The sequence below is a fragment of the Eikenella corrodens genome (genome assembly GCF_003990355.1).
GTDB classification, from domain to species: domain Bacteria; phylum Pseudomonadota; class Gammaproteobacteria; order Burkholderiales; family Neisseriaceae; genus Eikenella; species Eikenella corrodens_B.
In genome coordinates this window covers 211,793-236,439 of sequence record NZ_CP034670.1, presented here as the reverse complement: position 1 = coordinate 236,439, position 24,647 = coordinate 211,793, and the positions used below count along the sequence as shown (strand labels likewise).

The window sequence follows — 24,647 nt, the reverse complement described above, 5'->3', positions numbered from 1 at the left end:
CCAAACCTTGGTGCGGCTTCATCATATTGTGGTGATTAACGAAGCCGCACAAATTCTTCTACCGCTATTTCAGGCTATTAAGAAACTGTTTCTCATAACACATTTCCGTTAGGGTATGGATAACCCGTTTTACCTTACCATCGGTTTATATAGTGAATTAACAAAAACCAGTACGGCGTTGGCTCGCCTTGCCGTAACGTGTGTACTGTCTGCGGCTCGCCGCCTTGTCCTGATTTTTGTTAATCTAATATAGGTAGATAACCCGGCGATTTCCTCCATCTGCAAACAACGCTAGGGATTCCCACGCCTTAGAAACCAACAGTTTCTATGCTAAAATCCACCATCTCAATATTCCAACCAAATAAAGCGGTTTTCCCTTTTAAATGAATATATTCTACGAAGAAAGCGGCCAATTCAAAGTGGCCGCCGTGGTGCAGAAGAACGACAGCACCTACCAAGCCGACACCCGGCACGGCAAACGCGCCAAAATCAAAGCCAACAACGTTTTCGTGGAATTCACCGAGCCGATGGACGCTTTCCTCGAACGTGCCCAGGCCGAAGCCGCACAAATCGACACCGACCTGCTGTGGGAATTTTGCGGCGAAGACGAGTTTACCGCCCAAAGCATCGCCGCCGACTACTTCGGCCATCCCCCAAGCCAACACGAACTGGCCGCCACCCTGATTGCGCTCTATGCCGCACCAATGTATTTCTATAAAAAAGGCAAAGGCGTATTTAAAGCCGCGCCGGAAGACACCCTGAAGCAGGCATTGGCTGCCATCGAGCACAAAAAACAGCAAGACGCACAAATAGCCGCTTGGGCGGAAGAATTGGCACAAGGCCTCCTGCCCGCTGAAATTGCCGCCGATTTGTGTACCATCCTGCACAACCCGGACAAACAGTCGCTCACCTACAAAGCCTTTACCAAAGCCGCTGCCGAACTGAAAATTTCCGCCTACCAGCTGGCCCGGCAAACCGGCGGCGTGAGCTCATTGCCGCAATACCTGCTCGACGGCTTCTGCTGCAAACACTTCCCGCAAGGCACTGTAGCACCGGAAATCACCGTGCCTGCTATCCCTGAATTGCCGGATGCCGCCGATTTGCTCACATTCTCTATTGATGATGCCGAAACCAGCGAAATCGACGATGCCTTATCGGTGCAGGATTTGCCAAATAGCGGCAAACGTGTCGGTATCCATATCGCCGTACCCACACTGGCCATTGCCAACGGAAGCCCAATCGAAACCCTTATTAAACAACGACAAAGTACAGCCTACTACCCTGGCGGCAAAATCACCATGTTGCCGGAGAACTGGATTCAAACTTTCAGCTTAGATGAAGGCAAACGGCCGGTATTGAGCCTGTATGTGGAAGTGGATGCCGATTTTCAGGTAGCCTCCACACCGCAAACCCGCCTCGAAAATCTCACTATCAAGCATAACCTGCGTATCCAAGACATCGAGCCGCACTTCAACGCCGACACCGGCCTCTCCGAGAACGAGCCAACACAATTTCCCTGCCAACCGCAGCTGCGCTGGCTGTACCGCTTCGCCGTCGAACGCCAAAAACAGCGTGACCGCTACGAAGAAAACCGCGCCCCGCAATACGATTACGGCATCGAGTTCAATCCCGATGGCAGCGTGCGCATCAGCCGCCGCGAGCGCGGCTCGCCCATCGATACGCTGGTATCCGAAATGATGATTCTGGCCAACAGCACCTGGGCACAAATGCTGGATGAAAACGGCCTGCCCGGTTTATTCCGCGTACAAACCAGCGGCAAAGTACGCATGAGTACCCAATCCGAACCACACATCGGCATGGGTGTGGCACATTACGGCTGGTTCACCTCGCCATTGCGTCGTGCGGCCGACTGCATCAACCAGCTCCAGCTGCTCAGCTTAATCAAGCCCGATTTGCCGCCGCGTTTTGAAAAAAACAGCAGCGACCTATTCGCCGCCCTGCGCGATTTTGACGCTACCTACACTGCTTATGCCGACTTCCAACGCCAAATGGAAGCTTACTGGAGCTTAATATATCTGGAACAAGAACAATGCCGCGAGCTGACCGCCGTATTGCTGAAAGAAGATCTGGTGCGTATTGATGGCCTGCCGCTGATGAGCCGCGTACACGGCATACCGATCGACATCCCGCCCAAAACCCGCATGAAACTGGCCGTTACCCAATTGGATGCCGAACAGCAGCTGTTGTCTTTGAAATATTTGAACGTATTGCCGCCGGAATCAGCTGCTTAAATAACAGGGTACCGGCTCGGCACGACAACGGCTTGTTTCCACTATGCTCTGCGGACAAAGCAGGCAAATAATCGATTTATCCACAAACAGCCGATAAAACCAGCCACTATTCCACAACAATCCACAGTTGAACGACAAGTAAACAACAGGGATTAATTGGCTTATCTAAATGGTTTTAATGAATTTTCTGGATAATCCACTATTTTTATGCCGCTCTAATATAAACAACAAAAAATTAATTAAAAAATTAGGTTAAAGAAAGCCAACTCGGTTCAATCTAACCCAATACTAAATCTCAAACTTTGTAATCTAAAAATATCATGCAAAACCCTTTTCACAATAAAAACGATATTGCCATTATCGGCCTGGCCGTTATGGGGCAGAACCTGATTCTGAACATGAACGATTACGGCCTCCAAGTGAGCGCCTACAACCGCACGGCGGCCAAAACCGAGCAATTCCTCAACGGCCCGGCCAAAGGCACAAAAATTATCGGCGCCTACAGTTTGGAAGAACTAATCGGCCAATTAAAGCGGCCGCGCAAGGTGATGCTGATGGTGCAGGCCGGGCGGGCGGTAGACGAGTTGATTGCACAGCTGGTGCCGCACTTGGATAAGGGCGACATCATCATCGACGGCGGCAATGCCCATTATTCCGATACCGAACGGCGTACCGACGAGTTGGCCGCACAGGGTATTTTATTTATCGGCACCGGTATTTCCGGCGGTGAAGAAGGCGCGCGCCATGGGCCGTCTATCATGCCCGGCGGCAATCCGGAAGCCTGGCCGGCAGTGAAGCCGATTTTGCAGGCAGTAGCCGCCAAAACGGCCGGTGGCGAGGTATGTTGCCACTGGGTGGGCAAAAACGGTGCCGGCCATTTTGTGAAAATGGTGCACAACGGCATCGAATACGGCGATATGCAGCTTATCTGCGAAGCTTACCAGTTTATGAAAGACGGCCTGGGTATGAGCCATGCCGAGATGCAGGCCGCCTTTGCCGAATGGAACAAGACCGAGCTCAACAGCTACTTGGTTCAAATCACTGCCGATATTTTGGGCACAAACGACGCAGACGGCACGCCGTTGGTAGAGAAAATCCTCGATCGTGCCGGCCAGAAAGGCACCGGGAAATGGACCGGTATCAATGCCTTGGATTTGGGCACACCGCTCACGCTGATTACCGTAGCGGTGTTTGCCCGCTGTATTTCCGCTCTAAAAACCCAGCGGGTGCAGGCTGCAACGGCTTTCGGACATAAAATCGAACCGGTGGCCGGCAAGCGGGAAGAATGGCTGGCTGCTTTACGCCAAGCATTGCTGGCTTCCAAAATTATTTCTTATGCCCAAGGCTTTATGCTGATGCGTCAGGCCAGCGAGCATTACGGCTGGGATTTGGATTACGGGAATACCGCTTTGTTGTGGCGCGAAGGCTGCATCATCCGCAGCGCGTTTTTAGGCAATATCCGTGATGCCTACGCCGCCAATCCGGATTTGGTATTTCTTGGCAGCGATGCCTATTTCAAAGACCTGTTGCAGCAGGCTCTGCCGGGCTGGCGCAAAGTGGCCGCCGCCGCGATGCAGCACGGTTTGCCGATGCCCTGCACCGTATCCGCCCTCTCCTTCCTCGACAGCTTCACCTGCGGCCGCCTGCCCGCCAATCTGCTGCAAGCGCAACGCGACTACTTCGGTGCCCACACCTATGAGCGCATCGATCGGCCGGAAGGCGAGTTTTTCCACACTAATTGGACAGGCACCGGCGGCGATACTGCTTCCACTGCTTACAATGTTTGAAGCTACCTGAAAAACGGAGTAGCTGAACGATATTTCAAAAGAAAGGCTACCTGAAAACCAACAAACGGTTTTCAGGTAGCCTTTCCTTTTATTATAGTGGATTAACAAAAATCAGGACAAGGCGGCGAGCCGCAGACAGTACAAATAGTACGGCAAGGCGAGACAACGCTGTACTGGTTTAAATTTAATTCACTATACTGCCGATTTATGCCGCAGCCGGCAGGGCGTGGAAAGCGGCGGGCAGGTTTTGGTTGTGCGGGAAAGTGGCCCATTCGTAGCTTTCCGGGTCGGCAAGAATGGCGCGTAAGAGAGCGTTATTGATGGCGTGGCCGGATTTGTGGCCTTCGAATGCGCCGATTATCGGTGCGCCGATTACGTATAAATCGCCCACGGCATCGAGGATTTTGTGGCGCACGAATTCGTCGGGGTAGCGCAGGCCTTCCGGATTAAGCACGTCGTTGTCGTCAATCACTACGGCATTGCTCAAGTTGCCGCCCAAGCCCAGTCCGTGTGCGCGCATCATTTCCACTTCCTGCATGAAGCCGAAGGTGCGGGCGCGGGCGATTTCTTCCACATACGATGCGCCGGCAAAATCGATTTCAAAGGTGGGGTTGCTGCGGTTGAACACGGGGTGGTCGAAATTGATGGTGAGGCTGACTTTAAAGCCGTCATACGGGGTGAAGCGCACCCATTTGCCCGGCTCCTGTACTTCCACCGGCTTCAAAATACGCAGGAAGCGTTTTTCGGCTTTTTGATCCACGATGCCCGCATCCTGCAACAGATACAAAAAAGGCAGGCTGGAGCCGTCCATAATCGGGATTTCCGGCGCATTCAATTCAATCAACACATTATCGATGCCGTAGGCGGCCAGTGACGACATTAAATGCTCGATCGTGCCCACCCGCACGCCGTCTTCGGTAACGATGGTGGAGGAGAGGCGGGTGTCGTTGATCAGTTCGGGCACGAGTTTGATCGGGCGGCTCTGTTCGCCGGCCAAATCGGTGCGGCGGAATACGATGCCGCTGTTTTCGGCAGCCGGATGCAGGGTGAGCAAAACCCGCTCGCCGGAATGCAGGCCGACGCCGGTGGCTTGAACGGATTGGGCTAGGGTGCGCTGTTTCATAAAAAACTCCGGAAAATCTGCATAAGGCAGCCGCCATCATACGGGAAATATGTTTGCCTGTCTTTCCGATTAAATTTGGCTATGGTTTGTTTTCAGGTAGCCTCCAAGGGAAAAGGCTACCTGAAAACGTAATGCGGTCTATTTACCAAGCTTCATCTTGTATAATTCCACCCGTTCCAACCACAGGCTTTCCCTCCGATGAAGATTTTACTGGTGCGCCTCTCCAGCATGGGCGATCTTATCCATACCCTGCCGGCGGTGCAGGATTTGGCGCGGCATTGCCCGCAGGTGGAGCTGCATTGGCTGGCCGAGGCCGGGTTTGCCGATATTGCGCGGCTGCATCCGTTTGTGGCCAAGGTGATTCCGATGCGCTGGCGGCAGTGGCGCAAGCGGCTGTTTGCGGCGGATACGCGGCGGCAGATGCGTGCACTGAAGCAGGAGTTGGCCGGTGGCGGCTATGATTTCGTGCTCGACAGCCAAGGCCTGATAAAAAGCGCGTGGTTTGCCCGTCAGGCGGGCGTGCCGGTAAAGGGTTTGGACAAACACAGCGCACGTGAGGGCTGGGCGGCGGCGTTTTATGCACAAGGTTTTCAGGTAGCCAAAGGGCGCGATGCGGTGTGGCGCAACCGTGAGCTGTTTGCCCAAGTGTTCGGCTATCGGTTTGACGGCGCGGCGGATTTCGGCGTGCGTGTGCCGGAAGATGCGGCGGTGCAGGGGCTACCTGAAAGCTACCGCGTGGCCCTGCACGCCACCAGCCGCGAGAGCAAATTGTGGCCGGACGAATACTGGGTGGAATTGTTGAATCGGCTGCATGCGGCAGACGGTGTGGCGGTGTGGCTGCCGTGGGGCAGCGGGGCGGAACGGCAGCGCGCATTGGCCTTGGCCAATCAGATAGAGGCGGCGCAGGTGCCGGAAGAAAAGCTCGGCCTGCTGCAGGCGGCCTATGTATTGCGCGGCACGCGCAGCGTTATCGGCGTGGATACCGGCCTGCTGCATTTGGCCAATGCGCTGGATAAGCCGCTGATCGGTATTTATACCGACAGCGATCCGGTAAAAACCGGCGTGCAGCCCTCGGCTTGGGCGGAAAATATGGGCGGTATCGGCTGCCCGCCGCAGCCGGAGGAGGTGTTGGAACGGTTGTTCCTGCTGGAGCAGGCTTATCAAACCGGGCGGGGAGTTTTCAGGTAGCCCCAAGCGTTTGCAGCCGGGTTTTGGCCATACTTGCATTATTTCCGCCAAATCGGCACAATCAGCCCGTTTTGCCGGATAAGTGAATCACTAACTAGATAGAAGGAAAAGGAAATTTCATGAAAGCACTGGTTGCCGTAAAGCGGGTGGTGGATTACAACGTGAAGGTGCGGGTGAAGGCCGACGGTTCGGATGTGGACATCGGCAATGTGAAAATGTCGATGAACCCGTTTGACGAAATTGCCGTGGAGGAGGCGGTGCGCCTGAAAGAGGCCGGGAAGATTAGCGAAATCGTGGTGGTATCGCTGGGCGTGAAGCAGTGCGAAGAAACGTTGCGCACCGCGCTGGCGATGGGCGGTGACCGCGCCATCCATGTGCAGACCGATGATTATTTGGAGCCTTTGGCCGTAGCCAAGCTGTTGCGCAAAATCGCCGAGCGCGAGCAGCCGCAGCTGATTTTGCTGGGCAAACAGGCAATTGACGATGATGCCAACCAAGCCGCGCAAATGCTGGCCGCCTTGCTCAACGCGCCGCAGGGTACGTTTGCCAGCAAGGTGGAATTGGGCGAAAACGAAGTAACCGTGGTGCGCGAAGTGGACGGCGGTTTGGAAACCGTGGCCCTGAAGCTGCCGGCAGTGGTCAGCGCCGATTTGCGTTTGAACGAGCCGCGTTATGTGAAGCTGCCAAACATTATGCAGGCCAAGAAAAAACCGCTGGAAAAGCTTGCGGTGGAAGAATTGGGCGTGGACATTACACCTAAATTGCAGCAGCAGAAAGTGGCTGAGCCCAAACCGCGCAGCGGCGGCGTGAAGGTGCAAAGCGTGGCCGAATTGGTGGCCAAATTGAAAAACGAAGCCAAAGTAATTTGAGGATAAAGCCATGACTGTATTGATTATTGCCGAACACGACAACCAACATTTGGCCGCCGCCACGCGGCATGCCGTTACCGCCGGCAGCAAGCTGGGCGAAGTGCACGTATTGGTGGCCGGCAGCGGCGCGGCAGCAGTGGCCGAGCAGGCCAAACAAGTAGCCGGGGTGGCCAAAGTATTGCTGGCCGATGCCGAACATTATGCCGGTGGCTTGGCTGAAGAGCTTGCACCTTTAGTAGTGAAATTGGCAGCGGGCTACCGCTATATTACCGCTGCTGCCAGCACCTTCGGCAAAAACTTGATGCCGCGCGTGGCCGCCCTGTTGGATTGCCCGCAGGTGTCTGATTTAACCGAAATTGTGGACGGCAAAACTTTTGTGCGCCCGATTTATGCCGGCAATGCCTTTGCCACCGTTTCCAGCGATGCCGATAAATTGGCACTCACTTTCCGCATCACCGCTTTTACCGAAGCCGCCGCCAGCGGCGGTCAGGCCGAAGTGGTGCGGGTAGAGGCCGCTCCGGCTCAGGGCTTGAGCCGTTTCATCAGCCGTGAGCTGGTGAAATCCGACCGCCCCGAGCTGACGCAGGCCAGAGTGGTGGTTTCCGGCGGCCGGGCTTTGGGCAGTGTGGAAAAGTTCAACGAGTTATTGCAACCGTTGGCCGACAAACTCGGCGCAGCCATCGGTGCTTCCCGCGCGGCGGTGGACGCGGATTACGCGCCCAATGACTGCCAAGTGGGCCAAACCGGCAAAGTGGTGGCGCCGGAGCTGTATATCGCCATCGGCATTTCCGGCGCCATCCAGCACACTGCCGGCATGCAGGACAGCAAAGTGATTGTGGCCATCAACAAAGATCCGGAAGCGGCTATTTTCAATATTGCCGACTACGGCTTGGTGGCCGACCTGTTTGAAGCCGTGCCTGAGCTGACTGCGGCATTGGGCAATTAAGCGTTTCATGCGTTCGTGTTTCACGTGAAACACAGCAGGCTACCTGAAAACAATCTGCTTTCAGGTAGCCTGTTTCTTATATAATCTGCTTATTTCCCGATACCGCCGCCGCCATGCCGAATTCTGATATTCCCTGCACCTACCGCACTTTGGCCGAACCCGGCCAGGCCGAGTTTAAAGACAAAGGCAGCCGCTTTATCGCCTTTGCCTATCCCGTACGTACGGCGGCAGAAGTGAAAAACCATGTGGACGCACTACGGCAGGAACACCACAAGGCGCGGCATTGGTGCTATGCCTACCGCTTGGGTACGGACGGCCTGCAGTTTCGTGCCAACGACGACGGCGAGCCTTCCGGCAGCGCCGGCCGGCCGATTTTGGGCCAGATTGATTCGGCCGGGCTGACCGATGTTTTGGTGGTGGTGGTTCGCTATTTCGGCGGCACACTGCTGGGCGTGCCCGGCCTGATTCATGCCTACAAAACCGCCACCCAAATGGCTTTGCAGCAAACCGCGCAGGTGGAAAAAAATATTGAAAAACGTGTAGCCTTGCGCTGCGATTACCCGCATTTGAGCGAGGTTTTGCGGCTGGCCAAACAGTACGGCGCGGAAGTGTTGCAGCAGGATTTGCAACTGGATTGCCGCCTGCATTGCGCCGTGCCGCTGGCCAATTATGCCGCCTGCCTGGATGCCTGGCAGAAAATGCGTGCGGTGGAAATTTTGGAAGACGTGCAAGAAAACGAAGCGGCTACCTGAAAATCTGTTTCCAAGTTTCAGGTAGCCTTTCTATAGTGAATTAAATTTAAATCAGGACAAGGCGACGAGCCGCAGACAGTACAGATAGTACGGCAAGGCGAGCCAACGCTGTACTGGTTTTTGTTAATTCACTATAGCCAACGAAATCTTATTTGAAAAGGACAACTTCATGAAATTACTCGTTATAGGCAGCGGCGGGCGTGAGCACGCGCTGGCGTGGAAGCTGGCGCAGTCGCCCAAAGTACAAACCGTGTTTGTCGCACCCGGCAATGCCGGTACGGCGCAAGAACCCAAGCTGCAAAACCTGCCTTTGAAAACACATCAGGAACTGATTGATTTTTGCCGCCGTGAGCAGATTGCCTTTACTGTGGTCGGCCCCGAAGCACCGCTGGCAGCCGGCATAGTGGACGATTTCCGCGTCGCCGGTCTGCCCGTGTTCGGCCCCACCCGCGCCGCTGCGCAGCTGGAAAGCTCCAAAGATTTCGCCAAAGCCTTTATGGCGCGGCACGGCATCCCCACCGCGCAATATCAAACCTTTGCCGATGCCGACGCCGCACATAATTATGTGGCTGCCAAAGGCGCACCGATTGTGATTAAGGCAGACGGTTTGGCCGCCGGCAAAGGCGTAGTGGTGGCGCAAACTGAAGAACAGGCACATCAGGCCATCGATCAAATGTTGCTCGACAATAAAATGGGCGATGCGGGTGCGCGTGTGGTGATTGAAGACTTTTTGCAGGGCGAGGAAGCCAGCTTTATCGTGATGGTGGACGGCACAAATGTGCTGCCGATGGCCACCAGCCAAGACCACAAACGCCTGCTCGACGGCGACCTCGGCCCGAATACCGGCGGCATGGGCGCATACAGCCCCGCACCCATCGTTACGCCTGAGGTGTATCAGCGCGCCATGGAAGAAATCATTTTGCCTACTGTGCGCGGTATGCGCGAAGAAGATCATGAATTTACAGGGTTTCTCTATGCCGGCCTGATGATTGATGCCGATGGTGCGCCTTATACCGTGGAATTCAACTGCCGTTTCGGTGATCCGGAAACCCAGCCGATTATGAGCCGTTTGGACAGTGACTTGGTGGATTTGATTCAAGCCGCGTTGGATCGGAAGCTGGATACGGCCAAAGCCGAATGGAAACCGCAAAGCGCTGTGGGCGTGGTGCTGGCTTCGGAAGGTTATCCCGAACGTTCCAACAAAAACTACATCATCGAAGGCATCGAAGCCGCAAACCGCATCGGCAAAGTATTCCACGCCGGTACGGCCGCAGATGCCGACCACACTTTTACCAACGGTGGCCGCGTGCTGTGTGTGGTGGGTTTGGGCGACGATTTGGCTGCCGCCAAACAGCAGGCTTACCGAGCCGTGGCCGAGATTGATTTCCCCGGCATGCAGTATCGCCGTGATATTGCTGATAAGGCTTTGCGGTGAAACGATGTTTGAAAATAAAATGCGGCTCCGACTGAGCCGCATTTTTGTTGAATGAACGGATTGAGCCATGCTTGATAAGTTTCAGGTAGCCTTGCCGTAACGTGTGTACTGTCTGCGGCTCGCCGCCTTATCCTGATTTTTGTTAATCCACTATAATTTATACCTCGGCCGCATAAGATTACCCGCAGGCATAGAGAAGATAAAGCAGTTTTGTTACAATAGCCGCCAATTTTCTTAGCAAGTTCATTGTATCCGCAAGAAAAACAAGCAGCCGGCGGGCAGCCCGCCGTGTTTATGTAATCCACAATAAATATATAAAGGGACATCATGTCTGACAAACTGATTCTGGTATTAAACTGCGGCAGCTCTTCCGTTAAAGGCGCCGTATTGGACAGCACCAACGGCGAAGTTTTGCTGAGCTGCCTGGCTGAAAAACTCCACTTGCCCGATGCACGCATCATCTTCAAGGCAAACGGTGAAAAACACACTGTGAGCCTGGCTGAGAAGCCAGACCACACCGGCGCCGTGGAAGCCCTGATGGCCGAACTCGAAGCGCGCAAGCTCGACAAACGCATCGGCGCAGTCGGCCACCGCGTGGTTCATGGCGGCGAACGCTTCAAAGAATCCTGCCTGGTTGATGATGAAGTGATCAAAGGCATCGAAGAGTGCATCATGCTCGCGCCGCTGCACAATCCTGCCCACCTGCTCGGTATCCGCGCCGCCATGAGCATTTTCAGCCATGTGCCGCACGCCGTGGTGTTCGACACCGCCTTCCACCAATCCATGCCCGAGCACGCCTACACCTACGCCGTGCCGCGCGAGCTCTACCGCAAATACGGCCTGCGCCGCTACGGCGCCCACGGCACCAGCTACCGTTTCGTGGCTGCCGAAGCCGCCCGCCTGCTCGGCCGCAGCGAAGAAGGTTTGCGCCTCGTGATTGCCCACCTCGGCAACGGCGCTTCCATTGCCGCCGCCAATAGCGGCAAATGCCGTGATACCAGTATGGGCCTCACCCCGCTCGAAGGCCTCGTAATGGGCACCCGCAGCGGCGACATCGATGCCAACGTGTTCCCCTTCCTGTACAACAACGCCGGCCTGAATATTGAGCAGATCACCGACCTACTGCACAAACAAAGCGGCCTGCTCGGCATTTCCGAACTTTCCAACGACTGCCGCGAAATCGAAGAAGCCGCCGGCAAAGGCCACGAAGGCGCCAAACTCGCGCTGGAAGTATTCTCCTACCGTCTGGCCAAATACGTTGCCTCCATGAGCGTCGCCGCAGGCGGCTTGGATGCGTTGGTGTTTACCGGCGGCATTGGTGAAAACTCCAACACCATCCGCAGCAAAACCATCGGTTACCTGGGCTTCCTCGGCCTCACCGTAGATGAAAAAGCCAACCTTGCCGCTCGATTCGGCGAAGGCGGCATCATCAGCCAAGCCGGCCATACTCCGCTGGCCATGGTGATCCCCACCAACGAAGAGCTGATGATTGCCCAAGATACCGCCCATCTGGCCGGTATCGAATAAGCCAAGCGGCTGTTAAAGCAAAATAAAGGCTACCTGAAACCGAAGATAAGCGGTTTCAGGTAGCTTTTTTGTTCTATCATCAGGCCGGCTTAGAATGGGGCTACCTGAAATGATTTCCCACACCATACAGGCTGGCTGTAGGCAGTGCAGCCGCCAGAATCAACACAATAGGAAATTAAAGTGTTTTAGCTATACCTGAAAGCTGCAGAACGAGTGAAAATGGATACCAGCAGAATGGCCTACATTTTTTCAGGTAGCCGGAAAGTAATTACAGATTTCTAATCTAGAATTACCATTCTGTTTTCATGCAAATTATAAAAGTAAATTAACCCATCTACCGCATCTACTCTGACAACTGTATCCGGTGCAGATAGCACCCTTAATATCCTTGCCCTTTCCTGCTGTAATTTCTCATATGTAATAAATCTATGAAACTCCTCTCCAAACCCTTCATATCCTATCAATCCCATCAATGAATTTTCTTGCCTGTCCATTGCAGATACACATGAGTACCTATAACTTTCATCAGGTGTAGATTGCCTGCCACCATCAACCTTAGGAATAAATCTTGTATTCTCATCTATCTGATTACGATAAGTTAAAAAATTATCTAAATATTTTATTGGAAACCATATTGTTCTAAACTTCCTATACCCAGTAGATAGCATTTCAATATATTCAATCTCAATCCATTTCTGATTACCATCCTTATCATAATATGGTTTAAAGTTATATTTATTAGCAAGCCTATCATTTAGCTCATTAATTAAACCATTTTTATTATAATATTTAACATCTTCTGCCAGTTCATAGCTATACACCCCACACACCACATAAGGAGGACCATCACTAGCATCTCCATCATAATCCTTTAATTGGAATGAATAAACTTGTTTGTTTAACATGTAAAGATCTCTTTGGTGTTCTATCGTCTTGTCAGATAGAAAAATCTTAAAGTCCGTATATATGCTGTTACTCGGCTTCATCATGCTTCTTGGTAACAACGAAAAAGGAAAAAATGTTGATAGAATAACCCCTATAACATACAGCAATAATATTTTTAACATAAATAGTTTATAGCTACCTGTTGCTTCTTTATTCTGGTTCTCTGATTTATCTTGTTTTTTCATTTTTAAATACCATATTTTAAAGTCGTGCAATACTTTAGCAGGAAGCGTAGGTATTGCCTCCCTCAGAGGCTCTACCTGAAACCCCTGCCTTACTTCTTTACCAATCTTCACCGCTTGTTTTCAGGCAGCCTCTTCCGCACCAATACCCGTCAAACAAAAACACCGCTGTGTGCAGCATGAAGGATATGCTGGCGGCAGCGGTGTTGTTGTTGGTACGGCGTGTTCGCGGGGGGAATCCATTTGGGCTCCGGGTTGGGTCGTATCGGTATCGTTTATGTGCGGCATGGTAGCCTGCGGGGGCGGTGGCTGGCAAGGGTTTGTTGGTGGGGGGTGGGTTGCCTGTGCAGGTATTCGGCCGGATATTTTGGTTTTGTAGAGCGGGAGGGCTCGTTGCTTTCTTCAGGTAGCCTTAAGCGGTGTTCAGCGGGAAGGTGTGGCAGGCGGATAAAGGCTACCTGAAACTATAGTGGATTAACAAAAATCAGGACAAGGCGGCGAGCCGCAGGCAGTACACACGTTACGGCAAGGCGAGATAAGGCTGTACTGGTTTTTGTTAATTCACTATATTTTTAGGCAACACGCTTTTTACACCGACCAAAGGCGAACAAAAAACGGCAAACGGAATCAATCCGTTTGCCGTTTTTTCTCACTCCGATGCCGCTGCGTTTTGATTAACGCCTCAGCTTCGTCGAAGCCCAAGCTTGGCTGTGCCAAGGCTGGGCTTTCAGGTAGCCTTTAGGCCAGTTTGGCGGCTACATCGCGCAGGGCGGTGCGCAGGCCTTCTTCGATTACGGGGTGGTAGAAGGGCATATCGAGCATCTGCGGCACGGTCATGTGCTGCTGGTGTGCCCAAGCGAGGAGGTGGGCGATGTGTTCCAGCGCGGGGCCGACACCTTCGGCGCCGAGGAAGCGGCCGGTTTCGCGGTCGGCATACACGCGCAGGCTGCCTTGGTTTACCAGCATCACGCGGCTGCGGCCTTGGTTGCGGAAGGATACTTGGCCGGTTACCAGTTTGCTGCCGTATTCTTTTTCCAGCTGGGCAAAGCGCGCACCCACGCTGATGATCTGCGGGTTGGAGAACACCACGCCGATCATGCTGCGGCGCAGGCCGTCCCGTACATCGGGGTAGCGGCCGGCATTTTCACCGGCGATTTTGCCTTGGTCGGAAGCTTCGTGCAGCAGGGGTAGCTGGTTGGAGGCGTCGCCGGCAATGAAAATGTGCGGGATGCTGGTTTGCATGGTGCGCGGGTTGGCTACGGGCACGCCGCGTGCGTCTTTCTCGATATTGAGGTTTTCCAGCCCGATGTTATCCACATTGGGGCGGCGGCCGATGGCGGCGAGCAGGTAGTCGGCGGTGAATACGCCGCTTTCGCCGTCTTGCATCCACGCTACTTCCACTTGGCCTTTATCGTTGAGCCGGGTTTCGGTTTGGGCGTTGAGGTGCAGCGGGATTTCTTGGCCGAAGATGGCTGTGGCGTCTTCCAGCACCACGGGGTCGGAAATGCCGCCGATGAGTCCGCCCAGGCCGAACATTTCCACGCGCACGCCGAGGCGGCTCAGGGCTTGGCCGAGCTCGAGGCCGATTACGCCGGTACCGAATACGGCCACGCTTTCGGGCAGTGTGTCCCATGAGAATACGTCGTCGTTGATGACGAGGCGGTCGCCAAGCGCCTGCCATTGCGGCAGTACGATGGGGCGGGAGCCGGTGGCGATGATGATGCGTTCGGCGCGGATTTGGGTGTGATCGTCGATTTGCACGGTATGCTCGTCGATGAATTTGGCCTGCCCCATGATTCGGCGCTCGGCCGGCCAGGCTTCTACGTCTTCCAGTACGAAGCCGACGAAGCGGTCGCGCTCGGATTTGACGCGGCTCATTACTTCTTCGCCGTTTACGCTGATGCTGGATTTGTCCAGATGCACGCCGAAGGGATCAGTGTGCAGGGCGTGGTGGCGGGCTTCCGCGGCGGCAATCAAGAGTTTGGAGGGCATGCAGCCGACGCGGGCGCAGGTGGTGCCGAAAACGTGGCTTTCGATGAGATAAACGTTTTCGGTGTAGAGGCGGGCATTGCGGAAGGCGCCCATGCCGGCGGTGCCGCCGCCGATAACGACGACGTCTGCGGTGAGGTGTTTCATGTCTGCTTTCCTTATGTGGGAAGACCTTTCAGGTAGCCTGTATGGTTGGCTAAGAGGCTACCTGAAAAAGATCGGCTGCTGCGGTGTAACAGGCTACCTGAAAGGCCTTGGGAAAAGAGCCGCCCTGTTCGGGCGGCTCGCAAAGCTATCTACTGTATTGGCAACTGGATAGCTGGAAAATCAGGCGCGTTTGGCCAAGTATGCGTCCAAGTCTTCGCTGCCGCCGATGTATTTGCCGCCGATGAACACTTGCGGGGCGGTTACTTTGCCGGTGATGGCGCGTACGGAAACGATGCTGGCGTCTTTGCCCAATACGATTTCTTCGTAGGCCAGGCCTTTTTCTTTCAAAGCGGCTTTGGCTTTGGCGCAGAAGGGGCAGCCGGGTTTGGTGAAGATGGCGATGGATTCTTGCGGTTTCCAGTTCGGAGCCACAAATTTCAGCATGGTGTCGGCATCGGAAACTTCAAAGGGGTCGCCTTCTTTGATCGGCTCGATGAAGGCTTCCACGATTTTGCCGTCGTCCACCAGTATGGAGTAGCGCCAAGAGCGTTTGCCGAAGCCGATGTCTTCATCGCTCACTTCCATGCCCATACCGCGGGTGAATTCGCCGTTGCCGTCGGGAACCATGGTGATGTTGTGGGCTTCTTCGTCGGCTGCCCAAGCGTTCATCACGAAGGTGTCGTTTACGGACACGCACAGGATGTCGTCGATGCCGTTTTCTTTAAATGCAGGAGCCAGCTCGTTGTAGCGCGGCAGGTGGCTGGAAGAGCAGGTGGGGGTGAACGCGCCGGGCAGGGCGAATACCACTACTTTTTTGCCTTTGAACAAGTCGTCGGTGGTAACGTCTTTCCAAGAATCGGCCACGCGGGTGTGGAAGGTTACGTTCGGAACTTGCTGACCAACCAGTTGGTCGCGGGTTTTGATGTTGATAGACATATAGAGCTCCTTATATCAGGGTGTCAGAAATAATGCGAATGAATTTGTGAGATACGGTGTATCGACAGGGCGGCATTCTAGCCGCCGCCAGGCGATTTGTATAATTTATAGTTCAAATAATACGAATTGCTTTTAGCTATAAATTCCGGCAACGCCGTATCGGTGCAAATATGCAGGAACAACAGTTATTCTTAATTAGGGCTGGCGGCAGAAATTCAATAGGCCGGGCGGAAATTTGTTGCCCAAGGCCGCCTGAAATTATTTAATCATATAAAAATCAATATATTAAAACGAAAATAGCCTTTTCCCTTGAAAAAAAAACGGCCAAACCCATTTACTGGGCAAGTTAAAGCGCCAGCAAGGCGCTGTCTGAATCCTACTAATCTCTAAGGAGCAATCCATTATGGCAAAAGTTATCGGTATCGATTTGGGTACTACCAATTCCTGCTTGGCTATTTCTGAAAACGGTCAAACCAAAGTTATTGAAAACGCAGAAGGCGCACGCACCACTCCCTCTGTTATCGCCTATCTGGACGGCGGCGAAATCCTCGTGGGCGCGCCGGCCAAACGCCAGGCCGTTACCAACGCAAAAAACACCATCTATGCGGTAAAACGCCTGATCGGCCACAAATTTGAAGATAAAGAAGTGCAGAAAGACATCGACCTGATGCCTTTCAAAATTGTAAAAGCCAAAAACGGCGACGCTTGGGTGGAAGCGCAAGGTAAAGAGCTTTCTCCGCCGCAAATTTCCGCAGAAGTCCTGCGTAAAATGAAAGAAGCCGCCGAAGCCTATTTGGGCGAAAAAGTAACCGAAGCGGTGATTACCGTGCCGGCCTATTTCAACGACAGCCAACGCCAAGCCACCAAAGACGCAGGCCGCATCGCCGGTTTGGACGTGAAACGCATCATCAACGAACCGACCGCAGCCGCACTGGCTTTCGGCATGGACAAAGGCAGCAAAGGCGACCGCAAAATCGCCGTATACGACTTGGGCGGCGGCACATTCGATATTTCCATTATCGAAATTGCCGATTTGGACGGCGAAAAACAGTTTGAAGTGCTCTCCACCAACGGCGACACCTTCCTCGGCGGCGAAGACTTCGACCAACGCCTGATCGACTACATCATTTCCGAGTTCAAAAAAGACCAGGGCATCGACCTGAAAACCGATGTAATGGCCTTGCAGCGCCTGAAAGAAGCTGCCGAAAAAGCCAAAATCGAGCTTTCCAGCAGCCAGCAGACCGAAGTGAACCTGCCTTACATCACCATGGACGCCACCGGCCCCAAACACTTGGCCATGAAGATTACCCGCGCCAAGTTTGAAAGCCTGGTGGAAGACCTGATCGAGCGTTCCATCGAGCCCTGCCGCACCGCCATCAAAGATGCCGGCCTGAGCGTGAACGACATCGACGACGTGATTTTGGTGGGCGGTCAGAGCCGTATGCCCAAGGTTCAGGAAACCGTGAAAGAATTCTTCGGTAAAGAACCGCGCAAAGACGTGAACCCCGATGAAGCCGTGGCCTTGGGTGCCGCCATTCAGGGCGAAGTATTGAGCGGCGGCCGCAGCGACGTATTGCTGCTCGACGTAACCCCTCTGTCTTTGGGTATCGAAACCATGGGCGGCGTGATGACCAAACTCATCAACAAAAACACCACTATCCCCACTAAGGCTTCGCAAGTGTTCTCCACTGCCGAAGACAACCAGAGCGCCGTAACCATCCACGTGTTGCAAGGCGAACGCGAACGCGCTTCTGCCAACAAATCACTCGGCCAATTCAACCTCGGCGACATCGCCCCCGCTCCGCGCGGCATGCCGCAGATTGAAGTAACCTTTGATATTGATGCAAACGGCATCCTGCATGTGTCTGCCAAAGACAAAGGCACCGGCAAAGCCGCCAACATCACCATCCAAGGTTCTTCCGGCTTGAGCGAGGAAGAAATCGAACGCATGGTGAAAGATGCTGAAGCCAATGCCGAAGAAGATAAAAAACTGCACGAACTGGTGCAGAGCCGCAACCAGGCCGAAGCCTTGATTCACTCCGTGAAAAAATCACTGGCCGACTACGGCGACAAACTGGACGCAGCCGAGAAAGAAAAAATCGAAGCCGCGCTGAAAGAAGCCGAAGAAGCCGTGAAAGGCGACGACAAAGCCGCCATTGATGCCAAAGCCGAAGAGCTGGGCAAAGCCAGCCAGAAACTGGGCGAAATGCTGTATGCCGATGCCCAGAAGCAGGCTCAGGAAGCCCAAGCCGGCCAGTCCGCCGACAACGGGCAGCAGAAAAAAGGCGACGATGTGGTGGATGCCGAGTTTGAAGAAGTGAAAGACGACAAATAAGCATCAGCCGCTTACTTTAGTATGATGAAGGCTACCTGAAAATGTTCAGGTAGCCTTTTTGTTTGGCAGGATGCTTTATATAGCTGATGTTCTATGGTGGATTAAAATTGCAATGAATACAGCTTTAACAACCCCTCATATCCTATCCGTACACAGAGAGCATTGCCGCCTTGTCCTGATTTTTGTTAATCCATCTACCTTAGCCGGATAGGATTGCCAAAAACCACAAAATCGTTATAATCCGATGTTTTATTTTGAATAAACGGGAAAACAAAAATGTCGATATTAATCCGATTAATTCAGTTGACTGTGATTGCTTGGGCAGTGTTGCTGTTCGGGCTGAAGTTTGAGCCGCACCACCCCGATCCGAACATGAACGAATATATCAAGTCTGCCTTCTACCTAGTGCCGGTGGCCTGCCTTTCGCTGCTGCACGGCTGGGGGCGCGAAAGCAAGGGGCTGCACGGTGCGGGTTGGGCGGCAAGGGGGTTTATGCTGCTGATATTCGGCGGTTTTGCATTTTCGCTGTATCACGGCAAGGAGGCCGTGCCCTTGCAAAACTATCTGTTGAGCACGGCGGTAACGCTTGGCATTGTGCTGGTGTTGTTCTGCGTGCCGTATTTCCTCGGCAGGAAAATGTGGCGGATAAGCGCGGGATATTGAAAGGCTTCGGCTTGCGCCGAGTCAACGGAAAGGCTACCTGAAAACGGGAAATCGTTTTTCAGGTAGCCTTCTATAGTGAATTAAATTTAAACCAGTACAGCGTTGTCTCGCCTTGTCGTAACGTGTGTACTGTCTGCGGCTCGCCGCCTTGTCCTGATTTTTGTTAATCCACTATATATATTCCAAGCCGCGGTTTCTAGCCAAAAAAGCCCATGCGCACTTGAATCAGTTTTTCCAATTCGCTCACCACGCGGCGGCGGGCTACGAACAGGATGATGTGGTCGCCGTCGGCCAGCTGCACGTCTTGATGCCCCATAAACACTTCTTCGCCGCGCACCACGGCGGCAACGTGGCAGCCGTTGGGCCAGCGCACGGCGCTCACGCGGCGGCCGACCAGCTTGGACGTGTCTTTGTCGCCGTGCGCCACGATTTCGATGGCTTCGGAATTGCCGCCGCGCAGGGGGTGGACGGCTTCCACGTCGCCGCGCCGGATGTGCGCCAAAATCGAGCCGATGGTCACCAAGTGGGGCGATACGGCGATGTCGATGGTATTGCCTTGCAGCAAATCCACATAGCTGGAACGGTTGACGATGGCGATAACGCGCTTGGCGCCGAGACTTTTGGCCAGCATGCCGGCCATGATGTTGTTTTCGTCGTCGTTGGTGAGCGCGCAGAATACGTCGATTTCGTCGATGTATTCGCCTTCCAGCAGGCTTTCGTCGGCGGCGGAGCCGTGCAGCACGAGGGTGCTGTTGAGGTTTTCCGAAAGCCATTCGGCACGTTTTTCGTTGATTTCGATGATTTTCACATCGAAGCGGTCTTCCAGCTGGCGGCTGAGGCGGAAGCCGATTTGGCCGCCGCCGGCAATCATCACGCGCCGCGTGGGCTGCTGCTGCGGGCGCAATTCGCGCAACACTTCGGCCACTTGCGAAGTGGCGGCCGCCACGAATACTTCGTCGCCCTGCTGAATCACGGTTTGCGGCGTGGGCATAATCAGCTTGTTGTTGCGGTAGATGGCGCAGATTTGGCAGTCGGTGCCTTCGGGCAGGTGTTCGTGGATGGTGTGGATAGGCTGCCCCAACAGCCGCCCGCCGCTTTGCGCGCGCACCACCAGCATGCGCACTTTGTCTTCGGCAAAGGTGAGCACCTGCAGGGCGCTGGGGTGGCAGAGCAAATCGGCCAGCCGCTCGGTAACCAGCTGCTCGGGGCAGATGGATTCGCTCACGCCGAACAGATCGAGCGTGCCGCGGCCGTCGTTATCTTCTTCGGCGTCGGGGCCGGTGAATTCCAAATAATCGGAAAGGCGCACGCGGGCGATGCGGTTGGGGATGTTGAACAGGCTGGAAGCAAGCTTGCAGGCGGCCAGATTGGTTTCGTCGTGGCGGGTGAGGGCGAGCAGCAGGTCGGTGTCGTAGGCGCCGCCTTCGGCCATCACGGCAGGAGAAGAGCCGTTGCCCAGTAAGGTTTGCACATCGAGCTTGCTGCCAATGTTGCGCAGGGCTTCGGGATCGTTATCGATAATGGTAACGTCGTGGTTGGGGATTTCCACCAAATTCTGTGCCACGGCAGTGCCCACTTGGCCGCTGCCTAAGATGAGGATTTTCATATTGGAAGGTTGGGCTTGGCGGCCGAAGTTTCAGGTAGCCTGCCAAGCGGTTGGGAAATAAAGACAAATGCGGAAAGCTGCTTCAAACCACAGCGGGCTGGGTACCGGAAGCCAGCTGTTTGAGCCGTTCGGGCTTGAGCAGGCGGATGTGTTTGTATTCCACTTCCACCAGCCCCTCCTGGCCGAATTTGGAGAGCGTGCGGCTCACCGTTTCCAGCTTCAGCCCCAAATAGCTGCCGATTTCCTCGCGCGACATGCGCAAAATAAAATCGTTGGCCGAAAGGCCGCGTTTTTTCAGGCGTTGCGACAGGTTAATCAGAAAGGCGGCCAGCCGCTCTTCGGCGCGCATATTGCCCAAAAGCAGCATCACGTTTTGGTCGCGCACGATTTCTTGGCTGAACAGCCGGTAGAAATGCAGCTGCAATTCCGGCACCGCCGCGCAAAGCTCCTCCATATTGGCATAGGGCAGCTCGCATACTTCCGTGTCTTCCAGCGCCACCGCATCGCAGTAGTGCATTTGGTTGCAGATGCCGTCCATGCCCACCAGCTCGCCCGACATAAAAAAACCGGTAACCTGATCGCGCCCGTCTTGGCTGGCAACAACTGTTTTCAGGAAACCGGTGCGCACCACGAACAGTGAATCAAACCTGTCGCCGTTGCGGAACAGGAAATCGCCCTTTTTCAGGCGGCGGCTGCGCTTGATAACCGCATCAACGCGCTCCACCGCCACCGCAATCGCGGCATTGGGCTGGCATAACTCTTTAAAAACGCAGCGCGAACAAGTCGTGGCGAGGGGCATGGCTTTCATGTGTGTGCTAACTTTCTAAGCAAACTGGGCTTATGAAGCGGCGGCAATTATCGTTTATACTTACCGCCCGGCAATAGTCGGGGCAATTTGCAAACATCCGCATTTTACCCGATTTCACAAACAAAACCTATTGCCGCATATTTCCCAAATAATAACATTAATTTAAACACAATCATGTCTGCCAACCGCACCCAAGAAATCATCTTCGACCGCAAGCTCATCGCCTCCTTGCCCGCCAACGGCCCGCGCTACACCTCCTACCCCACCGCCGACCGCTTCCACGCAGGCTTTACCGCCGAAGACTACACCCGAGCCGTGCGCAACCGCACGCCCGGCTCCCTCTCGCTCTATATCCACATCCCCTTCTGCAACACCATCTGCTACTACTGCGGCTGCAACAAAATCATCACCAAAGACACCGCCCGCGCTGACCAATACCTGGGCTACCTGAAAAAAGAATTCGCCCTGCAGGCCGAACTCCTGCAAGGCAAACCCGAATTGGCGCAGCTGCATTTTGGCGGCGGCACCCCCACCTTCCTCTCCGATGCCCAGCTCGATTTCGTGTTCGGCCTTATCCGCGAGCACTTCACCCTGATGCCGCAGGGCGAATACTCCATCGAAATCGACCCGCGCAAAGTAAGCCGCGAAACCGTGCTGTTTCTCGGCTCGCTCGGCTTCAACCGCATGAGCGTGGGCATTCAGGATTTCGATCCCCAAGTGCAACAAGCCGTAAACCGCATCCAGAGCGAAGAAGAAACCCGTGTGGTGATCGACGCCGCCCGCGAAGCCGGCTTCCAATCCGTGAGCGTCGATTTGATTTACGGCCTGCCGCACCAAACCCCCGCCACCATGCAACAAACGCTGGACAAAGTGCTCGCCCTCAACCCCGACCGGCTGGCGGTTTACCACTACGCCCACCTGCCGCACATCTTCAAACCCCAGCGCCGCATCGACACCAATGCCGTGCCCGACAGCAACACCAAGCTCGACATGCTCCAGCAAATCGTGCAGCGGCTGGGCAGCGAAGGCTACGTCTTCATCGGCATGGACCACTTCGCCAAGCCCCAAGACGAGCTCGCCGTCGCCCTGCGCGAAGGCCGCCTGCAACGCAACTTCCAAGGCTATTCCACCCACGCCGACTGCGACCTCATCGCTGTCGGCCTATCCTCCATCGGCAAAATCGGCCGCATCTACAGCCAAAACCAGCGCCAAATCGAAGCCTACTATGCCGACCTCGATGCCGGCCGGCTGCCCCTGTTCCGCGGCTACCTGCTCGACGAAGACGACCTGCTGCGCCGCCGCCTCATTCAAGACCTCATGTGCCGCTTCGGCCTCGAGTTTGCCGATTACGAAGCCGAATGCCGCCAGCCCTTCGCCCAATATTTCGCTGCCGAGCTGGCCGATGCCGCCACCCTCGCCGCCAAAGGCCTGGTTGAGCTTAATGCAACCGGCCTAACCGTCACCCCCAAAGGCCGCTTCCTCATCCGCAACATCGCCATGGTGTTCGACCGCCACCTGCGCTCCCGCGACACCGCCGCCCAATATTCGCAAACCGTGTGAACAAGGTTTCAGGTAGCCTTTATCCGGCAAACAAAGGCTACCTGAAAGCACAAGCCGCCAGGCAGGCAAAACATCGAGCCAATGCAGCGGCATTCTTTTTAATACCCATAATCCGCCACTTTTCAGGTAGCCTACCGCAAACCGCATAGAGGCTACCTGAAAACCATCTATTGCCTGCGCCGCGCTGCCAAACCCGATATAATCCCGCCATCATGAGCAAACCCACCGCCAAACCCCGCAAGCTCCCGAAGCCCGATCCGCGCCGCGCCCGGGCCGGCGAAGAGCTGCAACGCCACCTCGGACACAGCTTCCAGAATCCCCGCCTCCTCGAGCAGGCGCTCACCCACCGCAGCTACAGCGCCCAAAACAACGAACGCTTCGAGTTTGTCGGCGACGCCATCCTCGATTACAGCGTGGCCAAAATGCTGTTCGACGCCTTCCCCGGCTATAGCGAAGGCGAACTCTCCCGCCTGCGCGCCAATCTGGTCAACCAAGACGTGCTCGCCGAAATCGCCCGCAGCATGGGCGTGGGCGGCGCGCTGTATTTGGGCGTGGGCGAACTCAAAAGCGGCGGCTTCGACCGCCCCTCCATCCTGGCCGATGCCGTGGAAGCCCTGCTGGCCGCCATCAGCTTCGATGCCGATTTCGCCGCCGCCGAGCAAACCGTGCGCCGCCTGTTTGCCCGGCGCATTGCCAACATCGATTTGAGCAACCAGGGCAAAGACCCGAAAACCCTGCTCCAAGAAGCCCTGCAGGCCCGCCGCCTGCCCCTGCCCAAATACCGCATCGAACACCAATCCGGCGAGGGCTGCGATGCCCGTTTCGACATCTCCTGCGACTTGGGCGAACTCGCCCACATCACCCGCGCCCAAGCCGCCAGCCGCCGCGCCGCCGAACAAGCCGCAGCCAAAGAGGCGCTGGATTGGCTGCAGGAACATCACCCCCTGCCCGGCAAAAACAAAAAACAGCGCAAATCCCATGCCTGAATCGCTGCTGATGCCGCTATCATTCAGGCCAATAATATTTGAGCTAATGCAAACAAGCCTTGCAGGCAGGATTTACCGACAGAAAACGGCATGCTATATATTAGCTATTCATTTTCAACTTAATAAAGGATTCAATCATGGTTTTTGTGTTCAGCGTCTTATTTGGCGCATTTATCGGCATTTTCTTCTTATGGTTCTCCTCCAAAAACGCGGTAAAAGACTATCCCGAGCTGCGCATCCACGTGCCGGAAGGTGCGGAAAACTCACCCGAATGGCAGGCTTGGGCAAAGGAGAACGGCTATAAACTGAACGACAAAGGCGTGTGGGCCAAAGGCACCGGCATGCTCACCAGCGCCACCGAAATCCGCTTTGAAGGCAACGATATGTTGGTGCAGGAGTGCATTAACTTCCTGCTCGGCATCAACCGCTTCGCCATCAACGCTCCCATTCTGGCCGGCAAACCCGTGCGCATGTTGAAAATCAGGGCACTGAACAAACTCATGGCGCAATGGCATCTGCCCGAAATCGTGTTTGACAGCCCCGAAAGCAAAATTCGCATTAAAAAATAGCGCCCGCCAAACTTTCAGGTAGCCTGTGCCTAGCGGGTTAGA

19 protein-coding genes are annotated in these 24,647 nt (G+C 54.7%); 13 read left to right on the top strand and 6 right to left on the bottom strand.

Features of this window, described 5'->3' with window-relative positions:
- Positions 1 to 383: 383 nt before the first annotated feature.
- Both ELB75_RS01245 and gnd read left to right on the top strand, forming a co-directional pair.
- Positions 384 to 2,252 (top strand): ribonuclease catalytic domain-containing protein, encoded by a 1,869-nt coding sequence (locus tag ELB75_RS01245; protein WP_126982371.1) that lies wholly within the window; start codon positions 384 to 386, stop codon positions 2,250 to 2,252.
- A 320-nt stretch (positions 2,253 to 2,572) separates the two neighbouring features.
- Entirely contained in the window at positions 2,573 to 4,039 is a 1,467-nt protein-coding gene (gene gnd, locus ELB75_RS01240; RefSeq protein ID WP_126982369.1) for a decarboxylating NADP(+)-dependent phosphogluconate dehydrogenase, read from the top strand.
- Between the two features lie 205 nt (positions 4,040 to 4,244).
- On the opposite strand, the gene lpxC is transcribed toward gnd, so the two are convergent.
- Complete coding sequence (lpxC, locus tag ELB75_RS01235) at positions 4,245 to 5,162, bottom strand: UDP-3-O-acyl-N-acetylglucosamine deacetylase (RefSeq protein ID WP_126982367.1); 918 nt, start codon at positions 5,160 to 5,162, stop codon at positions 4,245 to 4,247.
- 198 nt (positions 5,163 to 5,360) lie between these two features.
- Between lpxC and waaC the strand changes: the two genes are divergently transcribed.
- The 6 genes from waaC to ELB75_RS01200 all read left to right on the top strand — a co-directional run bounded on the left by waaC (position 5,361) and on the right by ELB75_RS01200 (position 11,879).
- Positions 5,361 to 6,350, top strand: coding sequence for a lipopolysaccharide heptosyltransferase I (gene waaC, locus ELB75_RS01230; protein WP_126982365.1), 990 nt, complete (start codon positions 5,361 to 5,363; stop codon positions 6,348 to 6,350).
- A 119-nt stretch (positions 6,351 to 6,469) separates the two neighbouring features.
- The gene (locus tag ELB75_RS01225; RefSeq protein WP_126982363.1) at positions 6,470 to 7,219 is read left to right on the top strand and encodes an electron transfer flavoprotein subunit beta/FixA family protein; all 750 of its coding nucleotides are present in this window, start codon (positions 6,470 to 6,472) and stop codon (positions 7,217 to 7,219) included.
- 10 nt (positions 7,220 to 7,229) lie between these two features.
- Positions 7,230 to 8,165 (top strand): electron transfer flavoprotein subunit alpha/FixB family protein, encoded by a 936-nt coding sequence (locus ELB75_RS01220; protein WP_126982361.1) that lies wholly within the window; start codon positions 7,230 to 7,232, stop codon positions 8,163 to 8,165.
- Positions 8,166 to 8,278: 113 nt separating this feature from the next.
- Positions 8,279 to 8,917, top strand: coding sequence for an IMPACT family protein (locus ELB75_RS01215; RefSeq protein ID WP_126982359.1), 639 nt, complete (start codon positions 8,279 to 8,281; stop codon positions 8,915 to 8,917).
- Positions 8,918 to 9,086: 169 nt separating this feature from the next.
- Positions 9,087 to 10,352, top strand: coding sequence for a phosphoribosylamine--glycine ligase (purD, locus tag ELB75_RS01205; RefSeq protein ID WP_126982357.1), 1,266 nt, complete (start codon positions 9,087 to 9,089; stop codon positions 10,350 to 10,352).
- 327 nt (positions 10,353 to 10,679) lie between these two features.
- A complete protein-coding gene (locus tag ELB75_RS01200; protein ID WP_126982355.1) occupies positions 10,680 to 11,879 on the top strand; it encodes an acetate kinase in 1,200 nt (399 codons plus the stop codon).
- 278 nt (positions 11,880 to 12,157) lie between these two features.
- Here ELB75_RS01200 and ELB75_RS01195 read toward each other — a convergent pair whose 3' ends face one another.
- The 3 genes from ELB75_RS01195 to ELB75_RS01185 all read right to left on the bottom strand — a co-directional run bounded on the left by ELB75_RS01195 (position 12,158) and on the right by ELB75_RS01185 (position 16,078).
- On the bottom strand, positions 12,158 to 13,120 hold the full coding sequence (locus tag ELB75_RS01195) for a hypothetical protein (RefSeq protein WP_126982353.1): 963 nt from the start codon (positions 13,118 to 13,120) through the stop codon (positions 12,158 to 12,160).
- 624 nt (positions 13,121 to 13,744) lie between these two features.
- Positions 13,745 to 15,142 (bottom strand): dihydrolipoyl dehydrogenase, encoded by a 1,398-nt coding sequence (locus tag ELB75_RS01190; protein WP_126982351.1) that lies wholly within the window; start codon positions 15,140 to 15,142, stop codon positions 13,745 to 13,747.
- A 180-nt stretch (positions 15,143 to 15,322) separates the two neighbouring features.
- Complete coding sequence (locus ELB75_RS01185; protein ID WP_126982350.1) at positions 15,323 to 16,078, bottom strand: glutathione peroxidase; 756 nt, start codon at positions 16,076 to 16,078, stop codon at positions 15,323 to 15,325.
- Positions 16,079 to 16,481: 403 nt separating this feature from the next.
- Between ELB75_RS01185 and dnaK the strand changes: the two genes are divergently transcribed.
- Positions 16,482 to 18,413: a molecular chaperone DnaK gene (gene dnaK / locus ELB75_RS01180; RefSeq protein WP_126982348.1), complete on the top strand. Its 1,932-nt coding sequence runs from the start codon at positions 16,482 to 16,484 to the stop codon at positions 18,411 to 18,413.
- Between the two features lie 276 nt (positions 18,414 to 18,689).
- Entirely contained in the window at positions 18,690 to 19,076 is a 387-nt protein-coding gene (locus ELB75_RS01175; RefSeq protein WP_126982346.1) for a hypothetical protein, read from the top strand.
- Positions 19,077 to 19,272: 196 nt separating this feature from the next.
- Here ELB75_RS01175 and trkA read toward each other — a convergent pair whose 3' ends face one another.
- On the bottom strand, positions 19,273 to 20,682 hold the full coding sequence (gene trkA / locus ELB75_RS01170; protein WP_126982344.1) for a Trk system potassium transporter TrkA: 1,410 nt from the start codon (positions 20,680 to 20,682) through the stop codon (positions 19,273 to 19,275).
- Between the two features lie 82 nt (positions 20,683 to 20,764).
- A complete protein-coding gene (gene fnr / locus ELB75_RS01165) occupies positions 20,765 to 21,490 on the bottom strand; it encodes a fumarate/nitrate reduction transcriptional regulator Fnr (RefSeq protein WP_126982342.1) in 726 nt (241 codons plus the stop codon).
- A 174-nt stretch (positions 21,491 to 21,664) separates the two neighbouring features.
- Between fnr and hemN the strand changes: the two genes are divergently transcribed.
- From hemN to ELB75_RS01150, 3 genes are all read left to right on the top strand, one after another.
- A complete protein-coding gene (gene hemN / locus ELB75_RS01160; protein ID WP_126982340.1) occupies positions 21,665 to 23,050 on the top strand; it encodes an oxygen-independent coproporphyrinogen III oxidase in 1,386 nt (461 codons plus the stop codon).
- Between the two features lie 212 nt (positions 23,051 to 23,262).
- Positions 23,263 to 24,036: a ribonuclease III gene (gene rnc, locus ELB75_RS01155; RefSeq protein WP_241236096.1), complete on the top strand. Its 774-nt coding sequence runs from the start codon at positions 23,263 to 23,265 to the stop codon at positions 24,034 to 24,036.
- Between the two features lie 137 nt (positions 24,037 to 24,173).
- Positions 24,174 to 24,605 (top strand): hypothetical protein, encoded by a 432-nt coding sequence (locus ELB75_RS01150; RefSeq protein WP_126982338.1) that lies wholly within the window; start codon positions 24,174 to 24,176, stop codon positions 24,603 to 24,605.
- Positions 24,606 to 24,647: the final 42 nt, after the last annotated feature.

What these genes read in the sequence shown, in the direction of transcription:
- ELB75_RS01245 (WP_126982371.1), top strand. Translation starts at nt 384, where the DNA reads ATGAATATATTCTACGAAGAAAGCGGCCAATTCAAAGTGGCCGCCGTG.
- gnd (WP_126982369.1), top strand. Translation starts at nt 2,573, where the DNA reads ATGCAAAACCCTTTTCACAATAAAAACGATATTGCCATTATCGGCCTG.
- lpxC (WP_126982367.1), bottom strand. Translation starts at nt 5,162, where the DNA reads ATGAAACAGCGCACCCTAGCCCAATCCGTTCAAGCCACCGGCGTCGGC.
- waaC (WP_126982365.1), top strand. Translation starts at nt 5,361, where the DNA reads ATGAAGATTTTACTGGTGCGCCTCTCCAGCATGGGCGATCTTATCCAT.
- ELB75_RS01225 (WP_126982363.1), top strand. Translation starts at nt 6,470, where the DNA reads ATGAAAGCACTGGTTGCCGTAAAGCGGGTGGTGGATTACAACGTGAAG.
- ELB75_RS01220 (WP_126982361.1), top strand. Translation starts at nt 7,230, where the DNA reads ATGACTGTATTGATTATTGCCGAACACGACAACCAACATTTGGCCGCC.
- ELB75_RS01215 (WP_126982359.1), top strand. Translation starts at nt 8,279, where the DNA reads ATGCCGAATTCTGATATTCCCTGCACCTACCGCACTTTGGCCGAACCC.
- purD (WP_126982357.1), top strand. Translation starts at nt 9,087, where the DNA reads ATGAAATTACTCGTTATAGGCAGCGGCGGGCGTGAGCACGCGCTGGCG.
- ELB75_RS01200 (WP_126982355.1), top strand. Translation starts at nt 10,680, where the DNA reads ATGTCTGACAAACTGATTCTGGTATTAAACTGCGGCAGCTCTTCCGTT.
- ELB75_RS01190 (WP_126982351.1), bottom strand. Translation starts at nt 15,142, where the DNA reads ATGAAACACCTCACCGCAGACGTCGTCGTTATCGGCGGCGGCACCGCC.
- ELB75_RS01185 (WP_126982350.1), bottom strand. Translation starts at nt 16,078, where the DNA reads ATGTCTATCAACATCAAAACCCGCGACCAACTGGTTGGTCAGCAAGTT.
- dnaK (WP_126982348.1), top strand. Translation starts at nt 16,482, where the DNA reads ATGGCAAAAGTTATCGGTATCGATTTGGGTACTACCAATTCCTGCTTG.
- ELB75_RS01175 (WP_126982346.1), top strand. Translation starts at nt 18,690, where the DNA reads ATGTCGATATTAATCCGATTAATTCAGTTGACTGTGATTGCTTGGGCA.
- trkA (WP_126982344.1), bottom strand. Translation starts at nt 20,682, where the DNA reads ATGAAAATCCTCATCTTAGGCAGCGGCCAAGTGGGCACTGCCGTGGCA.
- fnr (WP_126982342.1), bottom strand. Translation starts at nt 21,490, where the DNA reads ATGAAAGCCATGCCCCTCGCCACGACTTGTTCGCGCTGCGTTTTTAAA.
- hemN (WP_126982340.1), top strand. Translation starts at nt 21,665, where the DNA reads ATGTCTGCCAACCGCACCCAAGAAATCATCTTCGACCGCAAGCTCATC.
- rnc (WP_241236096.1), top strand. Translation starts at nt 23,263, where the DNA reads ATGAGCAAACCCACCGCCAAACCCCGCAAGCTCCCGAAGCCCGATCCG.
- ELB75_RS01150 (WP_126982338.1), top strand. Translation starts at nt 24,174, where the DNA reads ATGGTTTTTGTGTTCAGCGTCTTATTTGGCGCATTTATCGGCATTTTC.